Origin of the sequence: Streptomyces sp. NPDC046859 (genome assembly GCF_040645135.1) — a bacterium.
Classification (GTDB): Bacteria; Actinomycetota; Actinomycetes; order Streptomycetales; family Streptomycetaceae; genus Streptomyces.
In genome coordinates, this window is record NZ_JBEYXR010000005.1 from 44,379 (window position 1) to 67,880 (window position 23,502).

At 73.8% G+C, this 23,502-nt stretch carries 21 protein-coding genes; 12 read left to right on the forward strand and 9 right to left on the reverse strand.

Annotated features, from left to right (window positions below; genetic code table 11):
- The first annotated feature begins 11 nt into the window (after window positions 1-11).
- The 6 genes from ABZ899_RS08510 (at window position 12) to ABZ899_RS08535 (ending at window position 5,022) form a co-directional block, all read left to right on the forward strand.
- Entirely contained in the window at window positions 12-359 is a 348-nt protein-coding gene (locus ABZ899_RS08510; RefSeq protein WP_361342658.1) for a hypothetical protein, read from the forward strand.
- Between the two features lie 61 nt (window positions 360-420).
- Window positions 421-1,605, forward strand: a complete 1,185-nt coding sequence (locus ABZ899_RS08515; RefSeq protein ID WP_361343547.1) for an FAD-dependent oxidoreductase — start codon at window positions 421-423, stop codon at window positions 1,603-1,605.
- A gap of 76 nt (window positions 1,606-1,681) precedes the next feature.
- Window positions 1,682-2,047 (forward strand): Rv2175c family DNA-binding protein, encoded by a 366-nt coding sequence (locus ABZ899_RS08520; RefSeq protein ID WP_361342661.1) that lies wholly within the window; start codon window positions 1,682-1,684, stop codon window positions 2,045-2,047.
- 215 nt (window positions 2,048-2,262) lie between these two features.
- Window positions 2,263-2,910, forward strand: a complete 648-nt coding sequence (thiE, locus tag ABZ899_RS08525; RefSeq protein ID WP_361342663.1) for a thiamine phosphate synthase — start codon at window positions 2,263-2,265, stop codon at window positions 2,908-2,910.
- A gap of 180 nt (window positions 2,911-3,090) precedes the next feature.
- Window positions 3,091-4,014, forward strand: a complete 924-nt coding sequence (metF, locus tag ABZ899_RS08530; RefSeq protein WP_361342666.1) for a methylenetetrahydrofolate reductase [NAD(P)H] — start codon at window positions 3,091-3,093, stop codon at window positions 4,012-4,014.
- A 57-nt stretch (window positions 4,015-4,071) separates the two neighbouring features.
- Window positions 4,072-5,022, forward strand: coding sequence for a hypothetical protein (locus ABZ899_RS08535; protein WP_361342669.1), 951 nt, complete (start codon window positions 4,072-4,074; stop codon window positions 5,020-5,022).
- Window positions 5,023-5,052: 30 nt separating this feature from the next.
- Here the strand turns inward: ABZ899_RS08535 and ABZ899_RS08540 are convergent, their stop codons facing one another.
- From ABZ899_RS08540 to ABZ899_RS08560, 5 genes are all read right to left on the reverse strand, one after another.
- On the reverse strand, window positions 5,053-6,561 hold the full coding sequence (locus ABZ899_RS08540; protein WP_361342671.1) for an NAD(P)/FAD-dependent oxidoreductase: 1,509 nt from the start codon (window positions 6,559-6,561) through the stop codon (window positions 5,053-5,055).
- A 55-nt stretch (window positions 6,562-6,616) separates the two neighbouring features.
- Window positions 6,617-7,234: a DUF4126 domain-containing protein gene (locus tag ABZ899_RS08545; RefSeq protein ID WP_361342674.1), complete on the reverse strand. Its 618-nt coding sequence runs from the start codon at window positions 7,232-7,234 to the stop codon at window positions 6,617-6,619.
- Window positions 7,235-7,615: 381 nt separating this feature from the next.
- On the reverse strand, window positions 7,616-8,245 hold the full coding sequence (locus ABZ899_RS08550) for a helix-turn-helix domain-containing protein (RefSeq protein ID WP_361342677.1): 630 nt from the start codon (window positions 8,243-8,245) through the stop codon (window positions 7,616-7,618).
- Between the two features lie 23 nt (window positions 8,246-8,268).
- Window positions 8,269-10,353 (reverse strand): YhgE/Pip domain-containing protein, encoded by a 2,085-nt coding sequence (locus ABZ899_RS08555; protein WP_361342680.1) that lies wholly within the window; start codon window positions 10,351-10,353, stop codon window positions 8,269-8,271.
- Complete coding sequence (locus ABZ899_RS08560; RefSeq protein WP_361342683.1) at window positions 10,325-11,116, reverse strand: ATP-binding cassette domain-containing protein; 792 nt, start codon at window positions 11,114-11,116, stop codon at window positions 10,325-10,327. Before ABZ899_RS08560 ends, ABZ899_RS08555 begins: the two co-directional genes overlap by 29 nt.
- A gap of 171 nt (window positions 11,117-11,287) precedes the next feature.
- On the opposite strand from ABZ899_RS08560, the gene ABZ899_RS08565 reads away from it, so the two are divergent.
- The 3 genes from ABZ899_RS08565 (at window position 11,288) to ABZ899_RS08575 (ending at window position 13,607) form a co-directional block, all read left to right on the forward strand.
- Complete coding sequence (locus ABZ899_RS08565; protein WP_361342686.1) at window positions 11,288-11,854, forward strand: SAV_6107 family HEPN domain-containing protein; 567 nt, start codon at window positions 11,288-11,290, stop codon at window positions 11,852-11,854.
- Between the two features lie 246 nt (window positions 11,855-12,100).
- Window positions 12,101-12,925, forward strand: coding sequence for a methyltransferase (locus tag ABZ899_RS08570; RefSeq protein WP_361342689.1), 825 nt, complete (start codon window positions 12,101-12,103; stop codon window positions 12,923-12,925).
- Between the two features lie 289 nt (window positions 12,926-13,214).
- Window positions 13,215-13,607 (forward strand): DUF3040 domain-containing protein, encoded by a 393-nt coding sequence (locus ABZ899_RS08575; protein WP_361342692.1) that lies wholly within the window; start codon window positions 13,215-13,217, stop codon window positions 13,605-13,607.
- 178 nt (window positions 13,608-13,785) lie between these two features.
- Here ABZ899_RS08575 and ABZ899_RS08580 read toward each other — a convergent pair whose 3' ends face one another.
- The 4 genes from ABZ899_RS08580 to ABZ899_RS08595 form a co-directional block, all read right to left on the reverse strand.
- Window positions 13,786-16,170: a DUF3488 and transglutaminase-like domain-containing protein gene (locus tag ABZ899_RS08580; protein ID WP_361342695.1), complete on the reverse strand. Its 2,385-nt coding sequence runs from the start codon at window positions 16,168-16,170 to the stop codon at window positions 13,786-13,788.
- Window positions 16,167-17,534 (reverse strand): DUF58 domain-containing protein, encoded by a 1,368-nt coding sequence (locus ABZ899_RS08585; RefSeq protein WP_361342697.1) that lies wholly within the window; start codon window positions 17,532-17,534, stop codon window positions 16,167-16,169. Before ABZ899_RS08585 ends, ABZ899_RS08580 begins: the two co-directional genes overlap by 4 nt.
- On the reverse strand, window positions 17,531-18,574 hold the full coding sequence (locus ABZ899_RS08590) for a MoxR family ATPase (RefSeq protein WP_361342700.1): 1,044 nt from the start codon (window positions 18,572-18,574) through the stop codon (window positions 17,531-17,533). Before ABZ899_RS08590 ends, ABZ899_RS08585 begins: the two co-directional genes overlap by 4 nt.
- 280 nt (window positions 18,575-18,854) lie before the next feature.
- Window positions 18,855-19,403, reverse strand: coding sequence for a carbonic anhydrase (locus ABZ899_RS08595; protein ID WP_361342703.1), 549 nt, complete (start codon window positions 19,401-19,403; stop codon window positions 18,855-18,857).
- Window positions 19,404-19,824: 421 nt separating this feature from the next.
- Here ABZ899_RS08595 and rsmH point away from each other — a divergent pair, with 421 nt between their 5' ends.
- From rsmH to ABZ899_RS08610, 3 genes are all read left to right on the forward strand, one after another.
- Window positions 19,825-20,820, forward strand: a complete 996-nt coding sequence (gene rsmH, locus ABZ899_RS08600) for a 16S rRNA (cytosine(1402)-N(4))-methyltransferase RsmH (protein WP_361342705.1) — start codon at window positions 19,825-19,827, stop codon at window positions 20,818-20,820.
- A 76-nt stretch (window positions 20,821-20,896) separates the two neighbouring features.
- A complete protein-coding gene (locus ABZ899_RS08605; RefSeq protein WP_361342708.1) occupies window positions 20,897-21,445 on the forward strand; it encodes a hypothetical protein in 549 nt (182 codons plus the stop codon).
- Window positions 21,442-23,412 carry a penicillin-binding protein 2 gene (locus ABZ899_RS08610; RefSeq protein ID WP_361342710.1) on the forward strand — a complete coding sequence of 657 codons (1,971 nt, stop codon included), beginning with the start codon at window positions 21,442-21,444 and terminating at the stop codon, window positions 23,410-23,412. Before ABZ899_RS08605 ends, ABZ899_RS08610 begins: the two co-directional genes overlap by 4 nt.
- The last annotated feature ends 90 nt before the right edge of the window (window positions 23,413-23,502 follow it).

The window sequence follows — 23,502 nt, forward strand, 5'->3', positions numbered from 1 at the left end:
AGCCTCCCCGCATGGCCCGCTCGCTCGACGGTCTCGTCCTCGCCCCCGTCGCCGACCAGGCGCCGGGGCAGGTGGGGACGCGCACCCGGTTCACGTACCACGAGCAGGACGGCGTGGTCTGGGCCGAGTACAGCGGCGGCGACGTGGTGCGCGGGCACCTCGTCGGCACCCGGGACGGCGACCGGCTGGACTTCCGGTACGTGCAGCTCAAGCGGGACGGCACGACCTCCTCGGGCCACTGCGTGTCCACGGTGGGCGAACTCCCCGACGGGCGCGTGCGGCTGACGGAGACCTGGGAGTGGGAGTCGCAGCCGGGCAGCGGCACCAGTGTGGTCGAGCAGGTCCCGCGTCCTGACTGACGGCACGTCACGTGTCTATGGTGATCAGGTGAGCGAGCCAACCACCCAGTCGCAGCGGTCCGTGGTCGTCGCCGGCGCCGGCATGGCCGGTGTGCAGACGGCGGTCGCCCTGCGCGAGAAGGGCTTCACGGGGACGATCACCCTGATCGGCGCCGAGCCCCACCAGCCGTACGACCGCCCGCCCCTGTCCAAGGCCGTGCTGCTCGGCACCGCCGAGGGCTCCGCCTTCGACGTCGACTTCGAGGCGCTCGGCGTCGAACTGCGGCTCGGCTGCGAGGTGCTGGGCGTCCGCACCGCCGACCGCGTCCTGGACACCGAGACCGGGCCCGTCCCCTACGACGCGCTGGTCCTCGCCACCGGCGCCGAACCGCTGCGGCTGCCCGGCACCGAGGGCGTCCCCGGCGTGCACCTGCTGCGCACCCTGGACGACGCCGAGCGGCTGCGCCCGGTGCTCGCCCGGCAGCACGACGTCGTGGTCGTCGGCGCGGGCTGGATCGGAGCCGAGTTCACCACCGCCGCCCGGGAGGCGGGCTGCGCGGTGACCGTCGTGGAGGCCGCCGAGCGGCCGCTCGCGGGCGCCCTGCCCGCCGAGGTGGCCGAGCCGATGGCCGCCTGGTACGCGGACAGCGGGGCCGTGCTGCGCACCGGCACGCGCGTGGAGCGCGTCGAACAGGGCGCCGTCGTCCTGGGCGACGGCACGCGCGTGCCCGCCGGCGCCGTCGTCGTCGGCATCGGGGCCCGGCCCGCCACCGCCTGGCTCACCGGCTCGGACATCGCGCTCGGCGCGCACGGCGAGGTGCTGGCCGACGACCGGCTGCGCACCTCCGCGCCGGACGTGTACGCGGTCGGCGACTGCGCCTCCTTCCCGTCCGGGCGCTACGGCGAGCGGCTGCTGGTCCACCACTGGGACAACGCCCTCCAGGGGCCCCGCACGGTCGCCGCCGACATCCTCGGCGAGACCACCGCGCGCTACGACCCCGTGCCCTACTTCTGGTCCGAGCAGTTCGGCCGGTTCGTGCAGTACGCCGGACACCACCCGGGCGCCGACACGCTGCTGTGGCGCGGCGACCCGGCCGGCCCCGCCTGGTCGGTGTGCTGGCTGCGCGAGGGGCGGCTGGCCGCCCTCCTGGCGGTGGGCCGGCCCCGGGACCTCGCCCAGGGACGGCGGCTGATCGAGGCGGGCACGCCGATGGACGCCTCGCTGCTGACGGACCCCGCGCGGCCCCTGAAGGCGGCGTCGGTGTGACGCGGGGGCAGGCGGCCGCGCCCGGCCGGACCGGCCTGACTTCCGACTGTCGGTGCCAGATGGCAGGCTTGTTCCCGTGACCGAGATTGACGCAAAGATCGATGCTCTCGTCCCCGCCTGGCTCACCGTCCCCGACATCGCCGAGATGCTCGGCGTCGAGGTGACCCGCGTCCGGCAGCTGGTCAAGGAGGGCCAGCTCATCGCCGTACGCCGGGGTGAGAACCGCGCGCTGCACGTCCCCGCCGCCTTCATCGACGGGGACAAGGTCGTCAAGGGCCTGACCGGGACCCTGACGCTCCTGCGGGACGACGGCTTCACGGACGAAGAGATGCTGGAGTGGCTCTTCACTCCCGACCCCTCCCTGCCCGGCACGCCCGCGCAGGCCCTCAGCGAGAACCGCGGCACGGAGGTGAAGCGCCGCGCCCAGGCGCTCGCCGTCTGACCGCCCGTACATCGCCCCTCCGGCCGGTCCCGGGTCGCGTACGACACGCGGCCCGGGGCGCCGGCCGGCAGGCGCACGCCCCGGGCGCGGCGTCCGTATCCCGCGCCCCGCGGTGCACCCGTGCCCGCCGCCGGACCGCGGCGACGGCTCCCGGTACCGTGCCAGCGTCCGGCACCCGCCCGGCACCCGGCACCACCGACCCCAGGGGGCTCCGCATGTCCGACACCGCCCGCGCGCAACTCGCCGACGCCCGGCTGTACCTGTGCACCGACGCCCGCAGGCGCCAGGGCGACCTCGCGGAGTTCCTGGACGCCGTGCTCGCCGGTGGCGTCGACATCGTGCAGCTGCGCGACAAGGGCATGGAGGCCGCCGAGGAGCTGGAGCACCTGAGGGTCCTCGCCGAGGCGTGCGCCCGGCACGGCAAGCTCCTCGCGGTCAACGACCGGGCCGACGTGGCCCATGCCGCCGGCTCCGACGTCCTCCACCTGGGCCAGGGCGACCTGCCCGTCCCGGCCGCCCGGGCGGTCCTCGGCCCCGACGTCCTGATAGGCCGCTCCACGCACACCGAGGCGGAGGCCACCGCGGCGGCCGTCCAGGAGGGCGTCGACTACTTCTGCACCGGCCCCTGCTGGCCCACCCCGACCAAGCCCGGCCGGCCCGCCCCCGGTCTCGACCTGGTCCGCCACACCGCCGCCCTCGGCACCGAGCGTCCCTGGTTCGCCATCGGCGGCATCGACCTCGGCAACCTCGACCAGGTGCTGGAGGCCGGAGCCCGCCGGGTCGTCGTGGTACGGGCCCTCACGGAGGCGGACGACCCGGGCGCGGCCGCGGCCGAGTTCGCCGGGCGACTGAAGCAGGACTGAACCGGCTCGTCTCATTTTCCGCACCGCGGCGTCTCGGATGGTGGGCGTCCGAGGATCTCGGGGGCCGTGCGGGGCGCTTTTCCGTCCCGATCTGTCCAAGGGATGGACAGGGACGCGACAAATCGGGCAAATGTCCGGCGTCCGGTTGGGGGACCGGGTACCCCTGGTTAACCTGCGAGTATGGCCCTCGGCACCGCATCCATCAGGTCGGACCACGCTCGTACCGTGCGCGAGATGCTCGCGACCGGCAAGACGACGTATTCCTTCGAGTTCTACGCCCCCAAGACCCCGAAGGGCGAGCGGAACCTGTGGAACGCGCTGCGCAGGGTCGAGGCCGTCCGGCCCGACTTCGTCTCGGTGACGTACGGCGCCGGGGGCTCCACGCGCGCCGGCACCGTCAAGGCGACCGAGGCCATCGCCTCGGACACCACGCTCACGCCGATCGCCCACCTCACCGCCGTCGACCACTCGGTGGCCGACCTGCGGAACATCATCGGGCAGTACGCCGACGCGGGGATCCGCAACATGCTGGCCCTGCGCGGCGACCCGCCGGGCGACCCGCTGGGCGACTGGGTGCCGCACCCCCGCGGCCTCACCTACGCCGCCGAACTCGTCGAGCTGATCAAGGCGTCGGGGGACTTCTGCGTCGGCGTCGCGGCCTTCCCGGCGATGCACCCGCGCTCCGCCGACCGGGACACCGACGTGCGGCACTTCGTCGACAAGTGCCGTGCCGGCGCCGACTACGCGATCACGCAGATGTTCTTCGATCCGGAGGACTATCTGCGGCTGCGCGACCGGGTCGCCGCCGCCGGCTGCGACACCCCGATCATCCCGGAGATCATGCCCATCGCCGGCGTGCGGACGCTGGAACGGATCCCCTCCCTCACCAACGCCGAGTTCCCGGACGCCCTGAGAGAGCGGATCCTCACAGCGAAGGACGATCCCGCGGCGGTACGCTCCATCGGTATCGAGTTCGCCACCGAGTTCTGCGCACGGCTGCTGGCCGAGGGAGTGCCCGGACTGCACTTCATCACGCTCAACAACTCCACGGCGACACTGGAAATCCACGAGAACCTGGGCCTGCACCACCCACCGCAGGCCTAGACCGGTCGTCCTGATATACGTCACACTGCGTAGGCGGCCACTGGGAGAGGGGCGTACATGGGCTTGACGGTCCTCTACATCGCGTTCGGCGTCGTCGCGCTGTGGCTGCTCGGTGAGGTGCTGCTGCAGTACAAAGCGCGGCTGCGCTGGCGGCTGGTCGCCTTCGTCGGCTTCCTCGGCGTCGTCCTCGGCGTGCTCACGCAGTCCGTGATCGTCATCGGAGTGGGCGCCGCGGCGTTCGCGATCGGGCAGACCTACGTCACGCTGTCGTTCCGCCGCGGCTTCTCCGCAGGCTGGGCGGTGTCCGCGCCGGCCCTCGGCCCGCTGGGCGCCAGGCGCCGCCGCGACGAGGCCGACCGCCAGGAGCCGACCCTGGAGGTCTCCGACCTGGAGGCCGCCGACGGCTACATGGACGACGGCGCCGACCACGGCCGCGACCAGGCCGCCTACGGCACCGACGACTACGACCACGACGACGTCTTCACGCCCGCGCGCGGCGGCCGGGACGCGGCCGCCGAGTCCACCGCCGTCTACGAGCCGCAGCCCCTGCCGGAGGACACCGGCTCCTACGGCGTGTACAGCGACGCCGCCTACGCGGCCGCCCAGCAGCAGGGCTACGCCGACGCGGGCCAGTCCCAGGAGCAGTACGCCACCGCCGACCAGAGCTACTCGTACGACGGCTACGCCGGGTACGACCAGCAGCAGTACGGCTACGACGCGAACGGCCAGCAGCAGTACGCCGCCTACTCCGACCCGTACATCGGCACCCAGACCTACGGCGGCGCCTCGTACGACGCCTACGGGCAGCAGCAGTACGGCCAGCAGTTCTACGGGCAGGACCCGTACGCCACCGGCACCTACCCCGAGGGCACCCCGCCCGGCGGTGTCTGGGTCCCGCAGCAGCGCACCGACGAGTACGGCGCCGAGCTCCCGCCCGAGCAGCAGTACCCCTACCAGGGCAACGGGCAGCAGCAGGGCCCGGGTTACGACGAGCAGTACCGTTTCTGACGGGGCCGCGCACCGGGGCTCACGCCCGGCTCACCGGGAGCCCTGGAACTGAGGCCCTTCCACGATCAGCCCGGCCACCAGCGCGCCGGACATGCCCGCGTGCGGAAGCCCGCCGCCGGGGTGCGACCAGCCGCCGACCGTGAACAGCCCTGCCAGGGCCGTGCTGTTGGAGGCGTGCAGCATCCGCCCCTCCGCGGCGGCCAGCGCCGGAGCCGGAACCGCGCCGCCCTCCGCGCCCGTCGCCTCCGCGACGTCGGCGGGGGTCAGGACCTCGCGCCACAGCAGGCGCTCCCGCAGATCGGGCACCGCCCGCTCGGCGACGGTGACCAGGGCGTCCGCACACCGGGCCGTCTCCTCGGCGGAACCGCCGCCGGACCCGGCCGGCACCGTCGCCACGAGCGTGACCGCCTCATGACCGGCGTCCGGGACCAGAGCCGGGTCGCCGGGCCGCAGCACCGAGACCGTGGGGCGCGCCGCCATGCCCGCGGCGGCCCCGAACAGGGCGTCCAGCTCGGCGTCCCGGTCCTCGGCGTGCACCACCGTGCGGTGCGCCGTGCCGTCCGGGCGGCCGCCCCGCAGGGCCAGCAGCACCGTCAGCCGGCTCGGGGCCGCGTGCCTCGGCGGGACCTCGCCCTCGGCGCGCACCGCCGTGCCCCGCACCAGCCGGTCCAGTACGCCCGGCGCGACCCCGCTCACCACGAGATCGGCCTCCACCGCCGTCCCGTCGGCCAGCTCCAGCCCGGCCGCCCGGCCGTCCTTCTCCGGGACCGCCGCGACCCGCGCGCCGAAGTGGAACGCGACCCGGCGGGCCACGCACCGCTCGTACACCGCCCGCGCCAACTCCCGCATACCGCCGCGCACATACCAGGTCCCGAAGGCGTGCTCCATGTACGGCAGCACCGCCGCGTTCGCCGGAGCCTCGCGGGGATCGAGGCCGTACGCGAGGGCGTGGCTCTCCAGGAGGGCGGCCAGCCGGGGGTCGCGCAGCTCCCAGGCGCCGACCTCGGCGAGGGTGCCGGCGCGGCGGGTGCGCAGCAGCCGCTTGTGGGGGACCGACGGGTAGGGCTCACGGCCGGCCAGCACCTGCCAGTCGGGCCACAGGGGCTCCTCCAGCAGCGGTCTGCGGGTGCGGTCCCAGGTCTCGCGGGCGCGGACCAGGAAGTCGCCCCAGCGGCGCCCCGCTCCGGCGCCCAGAGCCTCGTCCAGGGCCGAGACGACGCCCGCGCGTGAGGCGTTCGGCAGCGCGGCCTCGGAGCCGTCTGCGAAGAGGTGCCGCGCGGAGGGGTCGACCTGGACGAGGTCGACGCACTCCTCCAGCGGCTCCTTGCCGGTCTTGACGAACAGGTCGCGGTACACGGCGGGCAGCGGGAGCAGACCGGGGCCCGTGTCGAAGGCGAAGCCGTCGCGCTCGAAGCGGCGCACCGCTCCGCCGTACGTCTCCGTCCGCTCGTACACCGCCACCCGGTGGCCCGCGACGGCCAGCCGGGCCGCGGCCGCAAGGGCGCCCATCCCGGCGCCGATCACCGCAATCCGTGCCATGGAGGGGACCTTATCGGCCGCCGCCGACCACCGGACCGCCGGGATCCGCCGCAGCTCAGCCGGGGCGCCGGGTCACGGCGGTGCGTGCCGGGCGCTTCTCGGCCCGCCGCTCGGCCCGGCGACGCAGGAAGCGGCGGATGCGCGAGACGAGGAAGGACAGCAGCAGCACCCCGGCCAGCAGCAGGGCGCCCGTGATGACGGCGGCCGCGACCGGGTGGAAGATCGCGAAGGTGAGGAGCGCGGCCACCCCGAGGTCCTCGGCGAGGCTCACCACGATGTTGCTGAAGGGCTCGGGGGAGCTGTTGACCGCCATCCGCGTCCCGGCCTTGACCAGATGGCTGACCAGCGCCGTGGAACCGCCGAGCGCGCCCGCCGCGAGCTCCGGCACCGATCCGCTCTGACCGGCGAGCAGCGCGGCGACGACCGCGCCGGACACCGGGCGGATCACGGTGTGCGCCGCGTCCCAGGCCGAGTCCACGTACGGGATCTTGTCGGCGACGGCCTCGCACAGGAACAGCACACCGGCCGCGATCAGGACGTCCGGGCGCTGCAGGGCGTCGGGGACGTCGTCGCTCAGCCCGGTCGCGCCGAATATGCCGAGGAGCAGGACCACCGCGTACGCGTTGACGCCGCTGGCCCAGCCGCTTGTGAACACCAGAGGGAGTACGGACACGCAGGGGATCGTAGCCAGTCGGCGACGGCGGGTCATGAGGTCCGGCGCGCAGCTCTGAGTACCCGTACCTAGGGGGCTGGATGAGTACGCGCGCGGATGGGGCGCGACCTGCCCGGACGGGAGAGTGGAGGCACGGAGAAGGGGACCGGCTCCGGCACCGGCGACACGGGGCGCCGGAACGGAGCGGCCCCGGACCCGCTCCTTCCGCCGGCCCGGCGTCGGCGGGAGCGAGACCGGGGGACCCGGGGGACGGACCGAACGGGGGTCCAGGGGGAACGGGGGAGCACGGGGGTGCACGAGGAGGCGCCGGTCCGGTGACGGCCCGCGGGGGACGCGGCCGTCACGGACCGGCGCTTTCGTGTGCGCGTGCCGGTGCGGGGCTCAGCGGCGCCCGCTCACCCGGCCCTGCAGCAGCCGGGACAGCGCCGCGTGGACGTCGTCCAGGGAGCGCTCCGGCTGGAACGACTTCCAGTCCAGCGCGGCCACCAGCACCATGCCGACCAGGGCGGCGGCGGTCAGCGGGATGTCGATCTCGTCGCTGAACTCGCCGCCCTCCACGCCCTCGCGCAGCACGCCCTCGACGACCGCCACGGCCTGCTGCCGGACCACCATCAGCGTGGACTGCCAGGCGCGGTTGGTCCGCCACAGCTCGGCGACGTAGAGCTGGGTGAACGACGGGTAGCGGTCGATGAAGACCAGCCCCGCGCGGACCATCGCGTCGAGCGCGTCCACCCTGCTCCCGCCCTCGCGGGCAGTCGTCTCGGCCGCGTCCCGCAGGGAGGCCGTGAGCAGGCCGACCCCGTGCCGCAGCAACTCCTCGAAGAGGACCGACTTGCTGGCGAAGTTGTAGTAGACGGTGCCCTTCGCCACCCCGGCACGCTCGGCGATCTCGTCCACCGTGGTGGCGGAGAAGCCTTGTTCGGCGATGAGCGTGACGGCCGCCTCGTAGAGCTTCTGTCGGGTGGCCTCACGGCGCGTGCTGCCGCCCGACGCGGCGCTGCTGCTTTCCATGGCCCCGATTGTCCCGCGCCCGCTCACAGGCTCAGCTCCGGGTGCAGCCGGTCGAGTGTCCACACCTGCCGGCGGCGGGCCGACAGCGCGGTCAGCGCCAGGGCGCCGGCCGTGAAGGCGGCCAGGACCAGGCATCCGGTCCACACCGGCTGCAGACCGCCGCCCGTGATGAGCCGGCGCAGCGCCTCGACGACGTAGGTCATCGGCAGGAACGGGTGCAGGGCGTTGAAGAAGCCCGGGCTGGTCTGCACCGGGTAGGTGCCGCCCGCGGACGTGAGCTGGAGCATCAGCAGCGCCAGGACGAGGATCCGTCCGGCCGCGCCGAAGCGGGCGTTCAGCCACTGCACGATCGCCGCGAAGCACGCCGTGACCAGGAAGAGGAAGCCCACCGTCCCGGCCGCCCGCGCCATCTGGAGCCCGACCGCCCAGTGCAGCACGGACATCAGCGCCACGGTCTGCAGCACACCGATGGCGACCACGGGCAGCCAGCCCGCCAGCGCGATCCGCCACGCCGAGGCGCCCGCGGCGAGCGCGCGCCGGTTCATCGGCGCGATCAGCATGTACGCCACCATCGCGCCCACCCACAGGGACAGCGGGATGAAGTACGGGGCGAAGCCGGTGCCGTAGTTGGGCGCCTTGTGCAGGTCCCGGGAGACGAGCTGGACCGGGTCGGCCATCACCTCGGTGCGCTGGTCGCGGTCCTTCTTGTCGTAGTCGGGGATCTTCCCGGCACCCTCGTGCAGCCCGTTCGAGAGCTTGCCGGAGCCGTCGACCAGCTTGTACATGCCGCCGTTCAGGTCGTACGCGCCCGACTTCAGCCGGCCCACACCGGTGTCCAGATCCACGGCGCCGGTCCTCGCCGTGCCGAGTCCCGTGTGCAGCTTCCTGGCCCCGGCGGCGACCTTCGCGGCCCCGTCGTTCAGCTTGTTGATCCGGCTGACGGCGTCGTCGAGGTCCTCCGAGAGGCGGGGCGCGCGCTCGGCGAGGGCGTCGGCCTGCTTCTGGAGCGTGGCGAGGTGCTTGTCGAGTTTCTTCAGATCGCCGTGCTGATCGGCGATCAGGGTGTTCAGGTCGTCCGCGATCGTCGCCACGTCCGCCGCCGACTGCTTGGCCTTCTTCAGGTCGGCGCAGACCGGGTCGGGCAGGACGGCGTCCTCGCAGCGCTCCCGGTAGACCGTGTCCAGGACGTCGGAGGCGGCGTGGGCGCCCTTGGCGGCTCCCGGCGCGCGCTCGACGAGGTCGTCGAGGTTGTCACGGAGGGCGCCCGAGGAGTCGGAGACCAGCCGGGCGGTGTCGCCGATGGTCTTCTCGTTGTCCGCCAGGAACGGGCCGACCTTCTTGTCGACGGCGTTGACCTTGTCGGCCAGCGTCCGGGTGCCGGCGGCGACCCGCCGCGAGCCGTCCTCCAGGTCCCGCGCACCCTTGTCGAGCCGCTTCAGACCCGACGACAGCTTGCCGCTGCCGTCCTTGGCGTCCTTGAGCCCCTCGGCGAGGTCCTTGGAGCCCTTCTCGGCCTTGCCGATGCCGCCCTCGAGCTTGTCGGCGCCGTTCGCGGCCTTCACGGTCTCGCCGTGGATGTCGGAGAACGACACGAAGATCCGGTCCAGGAACGACCGGGACGCCTTGGTGGACGCCGCGTCGCGCACCTCGCTGAACACCGTCCGGGAGATCTGCCCGACGATGTAGTTGTTGGCGTCGTTCGTCCGCACCTGCAGGGCGCCCGTCTCCGGGCTCTTGCCGGCACTGGAGGCGATCCGCTCGCTGAAGTCGGACGGCATGGTCAGCGACAGGTAGTAGGTGCCGTCCTCGACGCCCCTCTCGGCCTCGTCGGCACTCACCTCGCGCCAGTCGAAGACGTCGCTCTCGTGGAGCCCCTCGGTGATGTCGTCGCCCGCCGTGAGCTTCTTCCCGCGCACGGTCGTCCCCGTGTCCTCGTTCACCAGGGCGACGGGGATGCGGTCGAGGCGGCCGTACGGGTCCCAGAAGGACCACAGGTACAGGGCGCCGTACAGCAGGGGCAGCACCAGCAGGGCGACCAGCGCGGCACGGGGGAGCTTCCCCCGGCCGAAGCGCCGCAGCTCAAGCGCGGCCAGCCTGGGTGAGCGCATCGGCGGCCTCCTTTCCGTCGGTCCCGTCCTCGTCCCGGTCCCCGTCTTCTCCGGTGGCCCCGTCCGCGCCCGTGGTGGACACCCGCACCGTGCCCTCCGGGGCCTCGCGGCACACCGCCAGGACCGTGGTCCCGGACTCGGCGACCGACTTCAGCAGCGCCCAGACCTCGGCGCGTTCGGCGTCCGAGAGCTTCATGTCGGTGTCGTCGACGCCGAGCACGCGCGGGCGCGCGACGAGCGCGAGCGCCAGGGACAGCCGCAGCGCCTCCGCCCGCTCCAGGTCGCGTACGGCGGTACGCGCGCCCTTGGGCAGGGACTCCAGGTCCAGGCCCGCGGCGGTCAGGGCGCCGTCGATCCGCTGCCGCCGCTCCTCCCGCCCCTCGTGGCGCGGGCGCAGCAGCGCCCGCAGCGAGTCGCCGAACCGCCACTGGAGCAGCGCGCGTTCCCGCAGGTGCTCGGCGACGGTCAGGGCCGGGTCGAGGTCGGTCACCCCGGGCACATGGGCGAGGGCGCTGACGCGCCGCACCGCCGCCATCCGCCGGGGCAGTTCCGTCCCGTCGACCACCGCCGTGCCCTCGGTGGGTTTCATCCGCCCCGTGAGGGCCAGCAGAAGACACGTACGGCCGCTGCCGGACGGCCCCTCGATCGTGATCAGCGAACCGGGCCCGGCCTCGAAGGAGACCGCGCGGAACGCCCACCCGCGCGGTCCCCGAAGCCCGAGATCCCGGGCCGTGACGCCGTCGGTTGTCACGGTTCCCCCCATCCCCGCCCCCTCATTCTTTTTGAACTGACTGGTCAGTGCAAAAGGTATCCCGAACTTGCGAGCGAGGCAAAACCCCAGGTCGGAACGGATTGTCAGTGCCGTACCCCACGATGGGCACATACGGCATCCCGTATCGGGGCATGCCGTCACACAGACGACAGGAGGTTCGTCATGGCCAGCTCGCACGCAGCCGCCGCCCGCCGGCGCCGCGCCACCGGCCCTGCCCCCTCACTGACCGGCCCCGCCGGCGATGTCCACCCGGTGCTCCGCAGGGCCACGGCCCCGCCCGCCGCCCTCGACCTGCTCGCCCAGGCCCGCGCCGGGCTGGACGAGGCCACCGTCCTCGAGACCCCGAACGAGCGCTACGCCACGGCCCACCTGGCCGCCCTGCGCGTCGCCGCCGCCGTACTCGCCGCACGCGGCCGCCCGGAGGCCACGCCCAGGCGCCGGGCCAGGATCCGCAGCGCCTGGGAGGTGCTCCCCGAGATAGCGCCCGAACTGGCCGAGTGGAGCGCGCTGTTCGCCTCCGGTGCCGAGCGCCGCGCCCGCGCCGAGGCCGGTATCCGGGGCGCGGCCGGCCGCCGGGAGGCCGACGACCTGATACGCGACGTGGCGATGTTCCTGCGCCTCGTCGAGCGGATGCTGGTGCTCCAGCCGGTCCTGCCCCAGCCCCGCCAGGACACCGACGCCGACCCGGCCGACGGCCCACGCTCCGCGGAGATGCCGGACGCGGGGTGAGACCCGTGGACCGGCCCCCGCCGGTCCCTCGGGAGTACGGCGGCCCTGGTCGGCGGGGGAGTCCGGCGGGGGAGTCCGGTGGGCGGGACGCCCGGGTCGGCGCGGCACCGCGATGGCCGTCCGGAGCCCGGGAGGCAATAGGGTGGGAGGTGCCTGCAGCCTTCCCGCGCCCGTCATCCGGCCCGGTGAGGCAGACCGTTCGCTCCGCCGTGCAGACGGCGGTCCCGCGCCGAGGAGTCAATCGCCGTGTCGGACCCGATGCGCCCGCCCGTCTCCGCCCAGCACCCCCAGGGGACAGCGCGCTCCGGCCCCTCCCGGTCCCGCGCCGCTCTGCGCACCGCCGTGGTCTGGGAGGTCCTCCAGGACGCGCTGGATCGCCGGATCAAGGCCACGGGCCGCCCCGCGCTGGACGTCCTGGACACCGGGGGCGGCAGCGGCAACTTCGCCGTGCCCCTGGCTCGCCTGGGGCACCGCGTCACCGTCGTCGACCCCAGCCCCAACGCGCTCTTCGCCCTGGAGCGGCGCGCCGCCGAGGCCGATGTCGCGGACCGCGTGCAGGGCGTCCAGGGCGACGCCCACGGCCTGTTCGACGTGGCCGAGCGCGGCGCGTACGACGTCGTGCTGTGCCACGGCGTGCTCGAGTACGTCGACGACCCCGCCGAGGGCCTGCGCAACGCGGTGGCCGCGCTGCGGGCCGAGGGCGTGCTCAGCCTGCTCGCCGCGGGGCTCGGCGGCGCGGTGCTGTCCCGGGCCCTCGCCGGCCACTTCACGGAGGCCAAGCGGGCCCTGGAGGACCCCGACGGGCGCTGGGGCCAGGGCGACCCGGTGCCCCGGCGCTTCACGGCCGAGCAGCTCACCGGACTCGTCGAGGACGCGGGCCTGCGGGTCGGCGCCGTGCACGGGGTGCGGGTCTTCGCCGACCTCGTGCCGGGCGTGCTCGTGGACACCGAGCCCGGTGCGCTGGAGGCGCTGCTCAAGCTGGAGGAGGCGGCGGCCGAGCTGCCCGCGTTCCAGTCGGTGGCCACCCAGCTCCATGTGCTCGGCGAGACGCCGGAGACGGCCGGCGCCTGAGCCGCCCTCCGCGTTCACCCCGCCGGGCATGCCTTGATCAGGGACTTGGCCGCACATGGAGTACGCCACAGGCCCCCCGTCCGGGCGCCCGGCGCCGTATGATCGGGGGAGACCGTTCCGGCATGACGGGTCGGCCGCTGGGGAAAGTAGGTCTCAGTGAGCCGGGGCGCCATGCCGGGGCCCGGTTGGCCAATTGGCGTAGAGGGGCGGGTTTCACGGGGGCGATTCCCTGCCTATCCTGAAGGGACCCCCCGGGTCGCCCCGGCGACTGCACGATGAGGAGGACTCCGTGCCGCTCTCGGAGCACGAGCAGCGCATGCTCGAGCAGATGGAGCGAGCGCTGTACGCCGAAGATCCGAAGTTCGCGACAGCGCTTGAGGGAAGCGGGCTGCGCACGTACACCCGGCGACGGGTCTACCAGGCGGTCGCGGGCTTCCTCGTAGGTATCGCGCTCCTCATGGCTGGAATGGTCGCCAAGCAGGTGTGGCTCAGTGTGGTGGGCTTCCTGGTGATGCTGGGCTGTGCGGTCCTCGCCGTGACCGGCTGGCGCAAGGCCCCCAAGCCGGGCGAGCAGCCCGCGGGCGGCCCGCCCGCAGGCCGGCCCGCCCGCCAGAGGCGCTCCGTGATGGACAGGATCGAGCAGCGCTGGCAGCGCCGCCGGGACGAGCAGGGCGGCCACTAGCCGCCGCTCCCGTGACGACAGCAGGGGGTGACCACCGGATGGTGGTCACCCCCTGACGTATGCCCTCAGCGATCCTGACCCCACCGGCGGGCGGGGCGCCCGGCCTGCCCGGTGCGCGGGGCGCCGGGCCGCCCGCCCTCGCGCCCACCCGGCGCCGCGCTCCCGGCCGAGCCGGCCGTCACCCCCGCTGACCAGGCGCTGACGGCCGCCGCCAGGTCGGCCGGGCTGCCGAGGCGCGCTGCTTCAGGGCCGTCCAGCGCTCCGACAGGACCCAGGCCACCCGCACGGTCGAACGCGGGGCGAGCAGCGCCCGCACCCGGGTCGTCCAGCTCACCTTCGACGCCAGGTCGGCGCGGACCCCGCGGACCTCCTCCGCCAGGCCGGCCACCGGACGGGGAGTCGGTGCGTAGAGGACCTGCTCCACCGCGTCCGCGACGCGGTGGACCGCCTCCGCGGCCGGAGGATCGAGTCGGCCGAGCCGGACGATCCGGGCCGCGGTCCCGCGCGGTGTCCGGCTGTCGTCCGGCGCGATCCCGAAGTCCCACGCCATGTCGGTCAGTTCCTGCCAGACCGCGAGGGTGTGCAGGGCCGTCTCCTCGTCCGACCGGCCGTGCCCGCCGAGCCGGACCGTTCGGGTCCGCAGCCGCCACAGCGCCGGGGCCAGCGGGATCAGCAGGGCCAGCAGCCCGCCGAGCGCCCAGGCCGACGCCACGTACCAGCGGGGGCCGTCGTCGTCCGAGCCGGCGGCCGGCGCCGTGGACTCGCTCGCGCACAGCTCCGGGCGCCGGCCCGCGCAGCTGTCGCTCTCCGACGCGGACGGGGAGGGCGCCTCGCTCGCCGACTGCGAGGGGCGTGCCTCGTCCGGCTGCGCGCTGCTGGACGTGTCCGGCTGGGTGTACGACGGCACCGAACCACGGGTCGGCGTCGGCTCGAAGCGGGTCCAGCCCACGCCCTCGAAGTACAGCTCGGGCCAGGCGTGCGCGTCCCTGAGCCCGACCGACACCGTGCCGTCGCCCTGCGGGGTGCCGGGGGCGAAGCCGACCGCGACCCGGGCCGGGATGTCCAGCGAGCGGGCCATCGCCGCCATCGCGAAGGAGAAGTGGACGCAGAAGCCCTCCCTGTCCTTCAGGAAGCGGGCTATCGCCCCCGGACCGCTGCCCACCTTGACGGCTGTGTCGTACTGGAACCCGCCGGTCAGCGAGAAGTAGTCCTGGAGCTTGACCGCCTGGTCGTACCGGCTGGTCGCGCCCTCGGTGACCTCGCGCGCGGTGCGGGCGACCACGTCCGGCAGCGAGTCGGGCAGCCGGGTGAACTCGCGCCGCAGCGCGGTCGGCGCCTCGGGCGCGCTCGCCAGCTGCTTGGCCGTCGGCCGCACGTCCAGGGAGCGCACGGTGTAGGTGACGCCGCGCGTGGTCTGCCGGCGGTCGCCGACGACCGTCATGCCGAGCGGCTCGTACCGCCAGTCGCCGGGGATCTGCACACCGCTCGGCGGGTACGGCATCGGCAGCCAGTTCTGGGCGTACCAGTCGGCGGCCCGGACGGTCGTCGCGACCTCGGTGCGCTTGATGTCCGGACCCAGCCCGAAGGGGGTGGGGAACGGTTCGGGCACCGCCTCGATGGTCCGCTTGGACGGCTGCCACGTGGTGCCGTCGAAGTCGTCGAGGGACACGATCCGCAGGTACATGTTCGAGATGTCGGTGGAGTCGGTCCGCAGGGACAGGACCTGGCGGTCCTCCTCCACGTTCAGGCTGTCGCGCAGCGACACCAGCGGGTTCACGGCGGAGATCGTCCCGCCGTTCCCGCTGCCGGCGCCGATCCCCGTGCCCGCCGGGCCGAGCAGGCCGTCGTTCATGGCGGGCAGGGCCAGCGGCACCGCCAGGGCGATGCCCAGGGCGACCGCCCCGATCCGCCGCCCGGTGCGCACCGGGGCCACCGCCGCGCCCGGCACCGCGCCGGGGTGGCGCGGAGCCCCGCTGAAGACCCGGCCCCACTGCGAGAGCCGGTCGCGTCCCTCGGCCAGCAGCAGCATCAGATAGCCGACGGCGGCGACCACGAACCACAGCCCGTCCGCCGCCCCGTCGGACAGCCCGGCGGCCACCGAGTACAGCGCGAGCAGCGGCAGCCCGGCGGGGGCGGCGCTGCGGAACGTCACCGCGACGGCGTCCACCGCGAGCCCGATGACCAGGACACCGCCGACCAGCATCAGCCGGATGCCCGGCGTGAGCGGGGCGGGGGCCGAGTAGTGGCTGACGTCCTCGCCGCCCGCCTGCAGCAGGTCGCCGAAGTGACGGAACGCCTCCGGTCCCGGGACCACCCCGAGCACGGCCCGGCTGCTCGCGAACGCCAGGGTCAGCAGCGCCAGCGCGACGACGGCCTGGGCCGCCACGGTCAGCGGCCGGGCCAGCGGCACCCGCCGGGTCAGCATGCCCACCCCGGTCTGGACCGCCAGCAGCAGCGCCGCCTGCACCAGCCAGCCCACCGATGTGACCAGCGGCAGCAGGGCGCAGGACGCCATCAGGGTGGCCGCCGCGGCGCACAGCGCCATCCGTGTCCGCCCGCTCATCCCCGTGCCTCCCCGCCCCCGGCCGCGGCGAGCCCGCTGCGATCCCGGTCCGCCTGCCGCCACATCTCTTCCAGCGAGGCGCCGCGCGGCACGGCCAGGACCGTCCAGCCGGCCTCGCGCAGCAGGTGCAGCCGCTCCTCCTGCCGGGAGGTCGGGGGCCCGGGGACGTCCGACGCCTCCCGCATCCAGGTCTCGCCGTCCAGCACGAAGGCGATCGCGCCCCCGCTGCGCTGCCGCATCCGGGCGGCCACCGCCGCCTGCTCCTCGTCCAGGTCGCCGAAGAAGGCGATCAGAAGTCCCTCGTTGCCGCCGCGCAGCACGTCGTACGCGCGCGACAGGCCGGTGCCGTCGGAGTGGTCGATCACCGCGAGGGTGTCCATCATCAGCCCGGCGGCGTCCGCCGACTCCTGGCTTGCGCCCGCGAACCCGTCCGCGCCCTCGCCGGGCACCGACGAGCCGGTGTCGGTCAGCAGCCGTACGGAGAAGCCCCGCTCCAGCATGTGCACCAGGACGGAGGCCGCGCCCGAGACGGCCCACTCGAACGCCGAGTCGGGGCCCGCGCCCCGGAAGGCGTCGCCCCGGGTGTCCAGCAGCACGGTGCAGCGGGAGCGCTGCGGCTGCTCCTCGCGGCGCACCATGAGTTCGCCGTAGCGGGCGGTGGAGCGCCAGTGCACCCGGCGCAGGTCGTCGCCGTAGCGGTAGCCGCGCGGGATCACGTCGTCCTCGCCGGCCAGCGCCAGGGAGCGCTGCCGCCCGTCGCCGTACCCCTTCGCCTCGCCGCCGAAGCGGACCGGCGGCAGCGGCTCCACGCGCGGGACGACGGTGAGGTCGTCGTACGCCGAGAAGGAGCGGGTCAGCTCGCACATGCCGAACGGGTCGCTCAGGCGCAGCTGCAGCGGGCCCAGCGGATAGCGGCCGCGCAGGTCCGAGCGCACCCGGTAGGACACCTCGCGCCGGCCGCCGGCCTCCACACGGTCCAGCACGAAGCGGGGCCGGGGCCCGAGGACGTAGGGCACCCGGTCCTGGAGCATCAGCAGTCCGGTGGGCAGCCGGGAGACGTTCTCGATCCCCAGGTGCACACGGGCCTCGCTGCCCGCGGGCACGCGCGCGGGGGAGAGGCGGCGGCTGGCCGCGACCCGGTAGCGGGTGCGGTACAGCACGGTGGCGCAGACCAGTGGCAGCACGGCGAGCAGCAGCCCGACGCGCAGCAGATCGCTCTGGCCGAGCACATAGGCGCAGACGGCGGCCGCGACGCCCGCGGCGAGGAACGACCGCCCGCGCGTCGTCAGGCCGGCCAGTGCCGTGCGGACCCCGCTGTGGTCACCGCGGTCCGCTTCGGCCGGGCCGGCCTCGCCGGAGGTCATCCCAGCCTCCGCGGCGGCTGCCGGCCGTACGCGACGGCGCCGCGGCCGAGATCGCCGAAGCCGCTCTGCTGGTGGGGCGCCGCGGGCACCGGGGTGCGCTGCAGGATATCCTGGACGACCTGCTCGGAGGTGCGGCGGTTGAGCTGGGCCTGCGCGGTGGGCAGCAGACGGTGGGCCAGGACGGCCGAGGCGAGGGCCTGGACGTCGTCCGGCAGCGCGTAGTCCCGGCCGCTGAGGGCCGCCGACGCCTTCGCCGCGCGCAGCAGGTGCAGCGTCGCGCGCGGGGAGGCGCCGAGTCTGAGGTCCGGGTGGATGCGCGTGGCCGCGACCAGCTCCACCGCGTACCGGCGCACCGGCTCCGCCACGTGGACACCGCGCACGGCGTCGATGAGCTTGACGATGTCGTGCGCGTGGGCCACCGGCTGGAGGTCCTCCAGCGGGGACACCCCGCCGTGCACGTCCAGCATCTGCAGCTCGGCCTCCACGCTGGGGTAGCCGACGGACACCCGGGCCATGAAGCGGTCGCGCTGGGCCTCGGGCAGCGGGTAGGTGCCCTCCATCTCGACCGGGTTCTGCGTGGCCACCACCATGAAGGGGCTGGGCAGCTCATAGGTCTGCCCGTCGATGGTGACCTGGCGCTCCTCCATGGACTCCAGGAGCGCGGACTGGGTCTTCGGCGAGGCGCGGTTGATCTCGTCGCCGATGACGATCTGCGCGAAGATCGCGCCCGGTTTGAACTCGAAGTCCTTGCGCTGCTGGTCCCAGATGGACACGCCCGTGATGTCGGACGGCAGCAGGTCGGGCGTGAACTGGATCCGCCGCACCGAACAGTCGATGGATCGCGCCAGCGCCTTGGCCAGCATGGTCTTGCCCACGCCGGGGACATCCTCGATCAGAAGATGCCCCTCGGCGAGCAGTACGGTCAGCGAAAGCCGTACGACCTCGGGCTTGCCCTCGATCACACCCTCCACCGAACTGCGGACTCGCTCCGCTGTGGCGGTCAGATCTGTGAGGCTCGCTCGATCGTCATAGGTCGTCACCCGGCCCTCCTCGGCCCGTTCTTCCCGGGCCGACACAAGGCGGACCGGCCCTCCCCTGAAACACGGACACCACGCGTGAAACGTTCCGCGTGCCGCCACACCCGCATTCTTGCTGCCGTTACCGATTCGTGTCACTCGACTGTGGACAACTGCCTGCGTTATGTCGGTCTTAGGGGTTTTTGTACGCGCCGGAGCGCGAAATCGACAGTGGAACGACAGGTGAAACCGAAGGTCACCAGGGATGCCCGCGGTGTCACCACGAGGAGGCGCGGAGCCGGGCTCAGGCCGCGTCGACCTCGCGCAGCAGGCCCGTCTTCACGTCGAAGACGAAGCCGCGCACATCGTCCTTGTGCAGCAGGAACGGTGAGGTGCGCACCCGCTGCATCGACTGGCGGACGTCCTGGTCGACGTCCCGGAAGGACTCCACCGCCCACGCCGGGCGCTGGCCGACCTCCATCTCCAGCTCGTGCCGGAACTCCTCGGTGAGGGACTCCAGACCGCAGTTGGTGTGGTGGATCAGGACGACGCTGCGGGTGCCGAGCGCCCGCTGGCTGATGGTGAGCGAGCGGATCACGTCGTCGGTGACGACACCGCCCGCGTTGCGGATGGTGTGACAGTCGCCGAGCTCCAGGCCCAGCGCGGCGTGCAGGTCGAGGCGGGCGTCCATGCACGCCACGACGGCCACGCGCAGGACCGGACGGGCGTCCATGCCCGGGTCGGCGAACTCGGCCGCGTACCGCGCGTTGGCGTCGACGAGCCGGTCGGTGACCGTCCCGCTGCGGTCTGTCGCGCTGTCGGAGCCGGCAGGAATCGATGCAGAGGTCGTCATACCCATGACGGTACTGGTCACTTCGGCGCAGGACCTGTCGTGAGAGGGGACAAAGAACGTCATCAAGGCTTGTTGTGAGTTAACCCACAAGGGTGATGTGAGTGCCCCCATACGGGCGGTTTCGCCGGCCGGGTGGCGTCACCGCGACCCGGGGCGGCGACGCGCAGGCCGGTTGATTGACCGCGCGACACCGTGGACTAAAGTGACGCGAAGCGGGAGGCGAGACTCCCCCTGCTGGACAGCAAACCCCGGAGGTTCCGGCGACTTTCCGGAGACCTCCCCGCGTGCGCGGCGCGTACGTACGGCTCGGCCTCCTCCCGCTCCCGGTCGGCTGACGCTCCAGGCGCCGGCGGACCGCCCCTTCCCGAGCGGCGGGAGACCCGGCGGTGCGTGCGCCGCCGGATCTGAGAGGGCCCCAAGAGTGAAAGGGCGCGAAGCGCTTCCGAACACGGACGGCGGGCGACGGGAGGACCGGCACGTCCCGGTGATGCTCCAGCGGTGCCTCGACCTGCTGGCCCCCGCCCTGGAGGAGCCGGGGGCCGTCGTCGTCGACTGCACCCTCGGGCTCGGCGGGCACAGCGAGGCCCTGCTCCGGCGCTTCCCCGAGGCCCGGCTCGTCGCGCTCGACCGGGACACCGAGGCGCTGCGCCTGTCCGGCGAACGGCTCGCGCCCTACGGCGAGCGCGCCCACCTCGTGCACGCCGTCTACGACGAGCTCCCGGACGTCCTCGCCCGCCTCGGCATCCCGCGGGTCCAGGGCGTCCTGTTCGACCTCGGCGTCTCCTCCATGCAGCTCGACGAGGCCGGCCGCGGCTTCGCCTACGCGCAGGACGCCCCGCTCGACATGCGCATGGACCAGACCACCGGGATCAGCGCCGCCGAGGTCCTGAACACCTACCCGCCCGGTGAGCTCGTCCGCATCCTGCGCGCCTACGGCGAGGAGAAGCAGGCCAAGCGGATCGTGGCCGCCGTGGTGCGCGAGCGCGAGAAGGAGCCGTTCACCAACAGCGCCCGGCTCGTGGACCTCATCCGGGACGCGCTGCCGCAGGCCGCCAAGCGCACCGGCGGCAACCCGGCCAAACGCACCTTCCAGGCGCTGCGCATCGAGGTCAACGGCGAGCTGTCGGTCCTGGAGCGGGCGATCCCGGCGGCCGTGGAGACACTCGCCGTGGGCGGGCGGATCGCCGTGCTGTCGTACCACTCGCTGGAGGACCGGCTGGTCAAGCAGGTCCTCGCGGCCGGCGCCGCAAGCACCGCCCCGCCCGGGCTGCCCGTCGTGCCCGAGCGCTACCAGCCCCGGCTCAAGCTGCTGACACGCGGTGCCGAACTTCCCTCGGAGGAAGAGGTCGCCGAGAACCGCCGTGCCGCACCGGCGCGGCTGCGCGGCGCCGAGCGCATCAGGGAGTCCATCGAATGACGGACGGCAGGCAGGGGCGGACGCCCGGTCCCGGGCAGCACGCCGCCGGGCCGGAGCACCGGATCCGGGAGGGCGCGTGAGCAGCAGACCCGAACTGAGGGGCCGGGCGGCCCGGCTCGCCCGGCTCCTGCCCGCCGGGGCGGGGCGAGCCGCCCGCGCCCCCTTCGTCCTCCTCGTCGTCCTCCTCCTCGGCGGCGGACTCATCGGGCTGCTCGTGCTGAACTCCGCCCTCAGCGAGGGCGCGTTCCGCCTTGACGACCTCGAACGGGAGACGAAGTCCCTCACCGACGAGGAGCAGTCCCTGCAGCGCGACATCGACGCCTACTCCGCGCCCGACGCCCTCCAGCGCCGGGCCCGGGAACTCGGCATGGTGCCCGGCGGCGACCCCGCGTTCCTCGGCCCCGACGGCACCGTCAAGGGCGTCCCCAGCGTCGCGGCCGTCGACCCCGCGGCCGCCCGCGAGCCCCTCGTGCTCGCCCCCGAGGCCCTCGCCGGGGACCCCGCGACGCCCGGCACGGCACCCGCCGAGCCCGACCCGGCCGCCGCGACGCCGCAGGGCGCGCCCACTCCGGCCCCGTACCCCTCCGACGCACAGCCCTCCCCGTACCCGACCCCCGGCAGGTGACGGAAGTGTCCGACAGGGAACCGCCGCGCCGCCGTGTGCCCGGCCCCGCGAAGCCCGCCCGCTCCGGCGGCGCCCAGCGGCGCCCGGGACCCGGCGCGCGCCCCGCCCGCCGCCCGGGCCGGCCCCGCCCCGGCGCCCGGGGCACCATCCGGCTCGGCAGCCCCCGGCCCCGGCTGCGCATGGTCGGCCTGGCCCTGACCCTCGTGCTGAGCGCCTTCGTGCTGCGCCTGCTCCAGGTGCAGGGCGTCGACGCGAGCACGTACGCCGCCAAGGCCCAGAAGAACCGCTACGTCGGCTACACCCTGGCCGCCGAGCGCGGCGGCATCACCGACCGCAACGGCGTGGCCCTCGCGACCAGCGTCGACGCGTACGACATCACGGCCGACCCCACCCTCTTCAGCCGTGAGCAGCTCGGCGTCGACGACGGACCCGAGCAGGCGGCCGCCCTGCTCGCGCCGATCCTCGGGCAGGAGCAGGACGCGATCGTCAGGAAGCTCCGGCCGGCGAACAAGAACCTGCGCTACACCCTGCTGGCCAGCCGCCAGACCCCGCAGGTCTGGAAGCAGATCAAGGACCTGAAGACCGCGCTGGCCACCAAGTCCGAGGCCGACAAGGCCACGGTGAACGTCCTCGGCGGCGTCCTGTCGGTCGCCAGCAGCAAGCGCGTGTACCCCAACGGCGACCTCGCCGCCGGGATACTGGGCTGGGTCAACGCCGACGGCAAGGGCGGCGGCGGTGTCGAGCAGCAGCTGAACGGTGAGCTGTCCGGCAAGGACGGCGAGATCCGCTACGCCCAGTCCGGCGGGCGGCAGGTCCCCACCGTCAACGCCACCGAGACCCCGGCCGTGCCCGGCAGCGACGTCGAGCTCACCATCGACCGCGACATCCAGTGGGCCGCGCAGAACGCGATCACCGAACAGGTCGCGAAGTCGAAGGCCGACCGCGGGTACGTGATCGTCCAGGACACCCGCACCGGCGAGGTCCTCGCCATGGCCAACGCGCCCGGCTTCGACCCCAACGACCTCTCCGAGGCCAGCGGCGCCAACATGGGCAACGCGGCCCTGCAGGACGCCTACGAGCCCGGCTCCACCGCGAAGGTCATGTCGATGGCCGCCGTGCTGGAGGAGGGCGTGGCCACCCCCGGCACATACGTCGTCGTACCGAACCGGCTGCACCGCGGCGACCGGCTCTTCAAGGACGACATCGACCACGAGACCTGGCACCTCACGCTCAACGGCGTGCTCGCCAAGTCCAGCAACATCGGCACGATCCTCGCCACCGGCCAGCTCGGCAGGACCCAGCCGCAGGCGAACAAGGTCCTGTACGACTACCTGCGCAAGTTCGGCCTCGGCAGCTACACCGGCCTCGGCTTCCCCGGCGAGACGCCGGGCATCCTGGCCGCGCCCGGCAAGTGGTCGACCTCGCAGCAGTACACGATTCCTTTCGGCCAGGGCCTGTCCCTCAACGCCATGCAGGCGGCGTCCATCTACTCGACGATCGCCAACGGCGGTGTGCGCGTCGAACCCACGCTCGTCCGCGGCACCAAGGGCCCCGACGGGCAGTTCACCGAGGCGCCCAAGCCCAGGAAGACCCGGGTGATCAGCGCGAAGACGGCGAAGACGCTCGCCCGGATGCTGGAGTCCGTCGTGGACGACCGCGAGGGCACCGGCACCAAGGCACGCATCCCCGGCTACCGCGTCGCGGGCAAGACGGGGACGGCGAACCGAGTGGATCCGGCCACAGGCAAGTACCGCGGGTACACCTCGTCGTTCGCCGGCTTCGCACCCGCGGACAAGCCCCGGATCACCGTCTACTGCGCCATCCAGAACGCGACCCAGGGCAACTACTTCGGCGGCCAGATCTGCGGCCCCATCTACAAGGAGGTCATGGAGTTCGCGCTGAAGACCCTCCAGGTCCCGCCGACCGGAGCCAAGCCCGCCAGCCTTCCGGTCTCCTACAAACCCTGACCACCTGATCAGCACCGAGCAGCCAGGAACCGCCCCGTGACAACGATCACCCCCGACCCCGGGAACCACGGCACCTCCCGCCCCTCACTT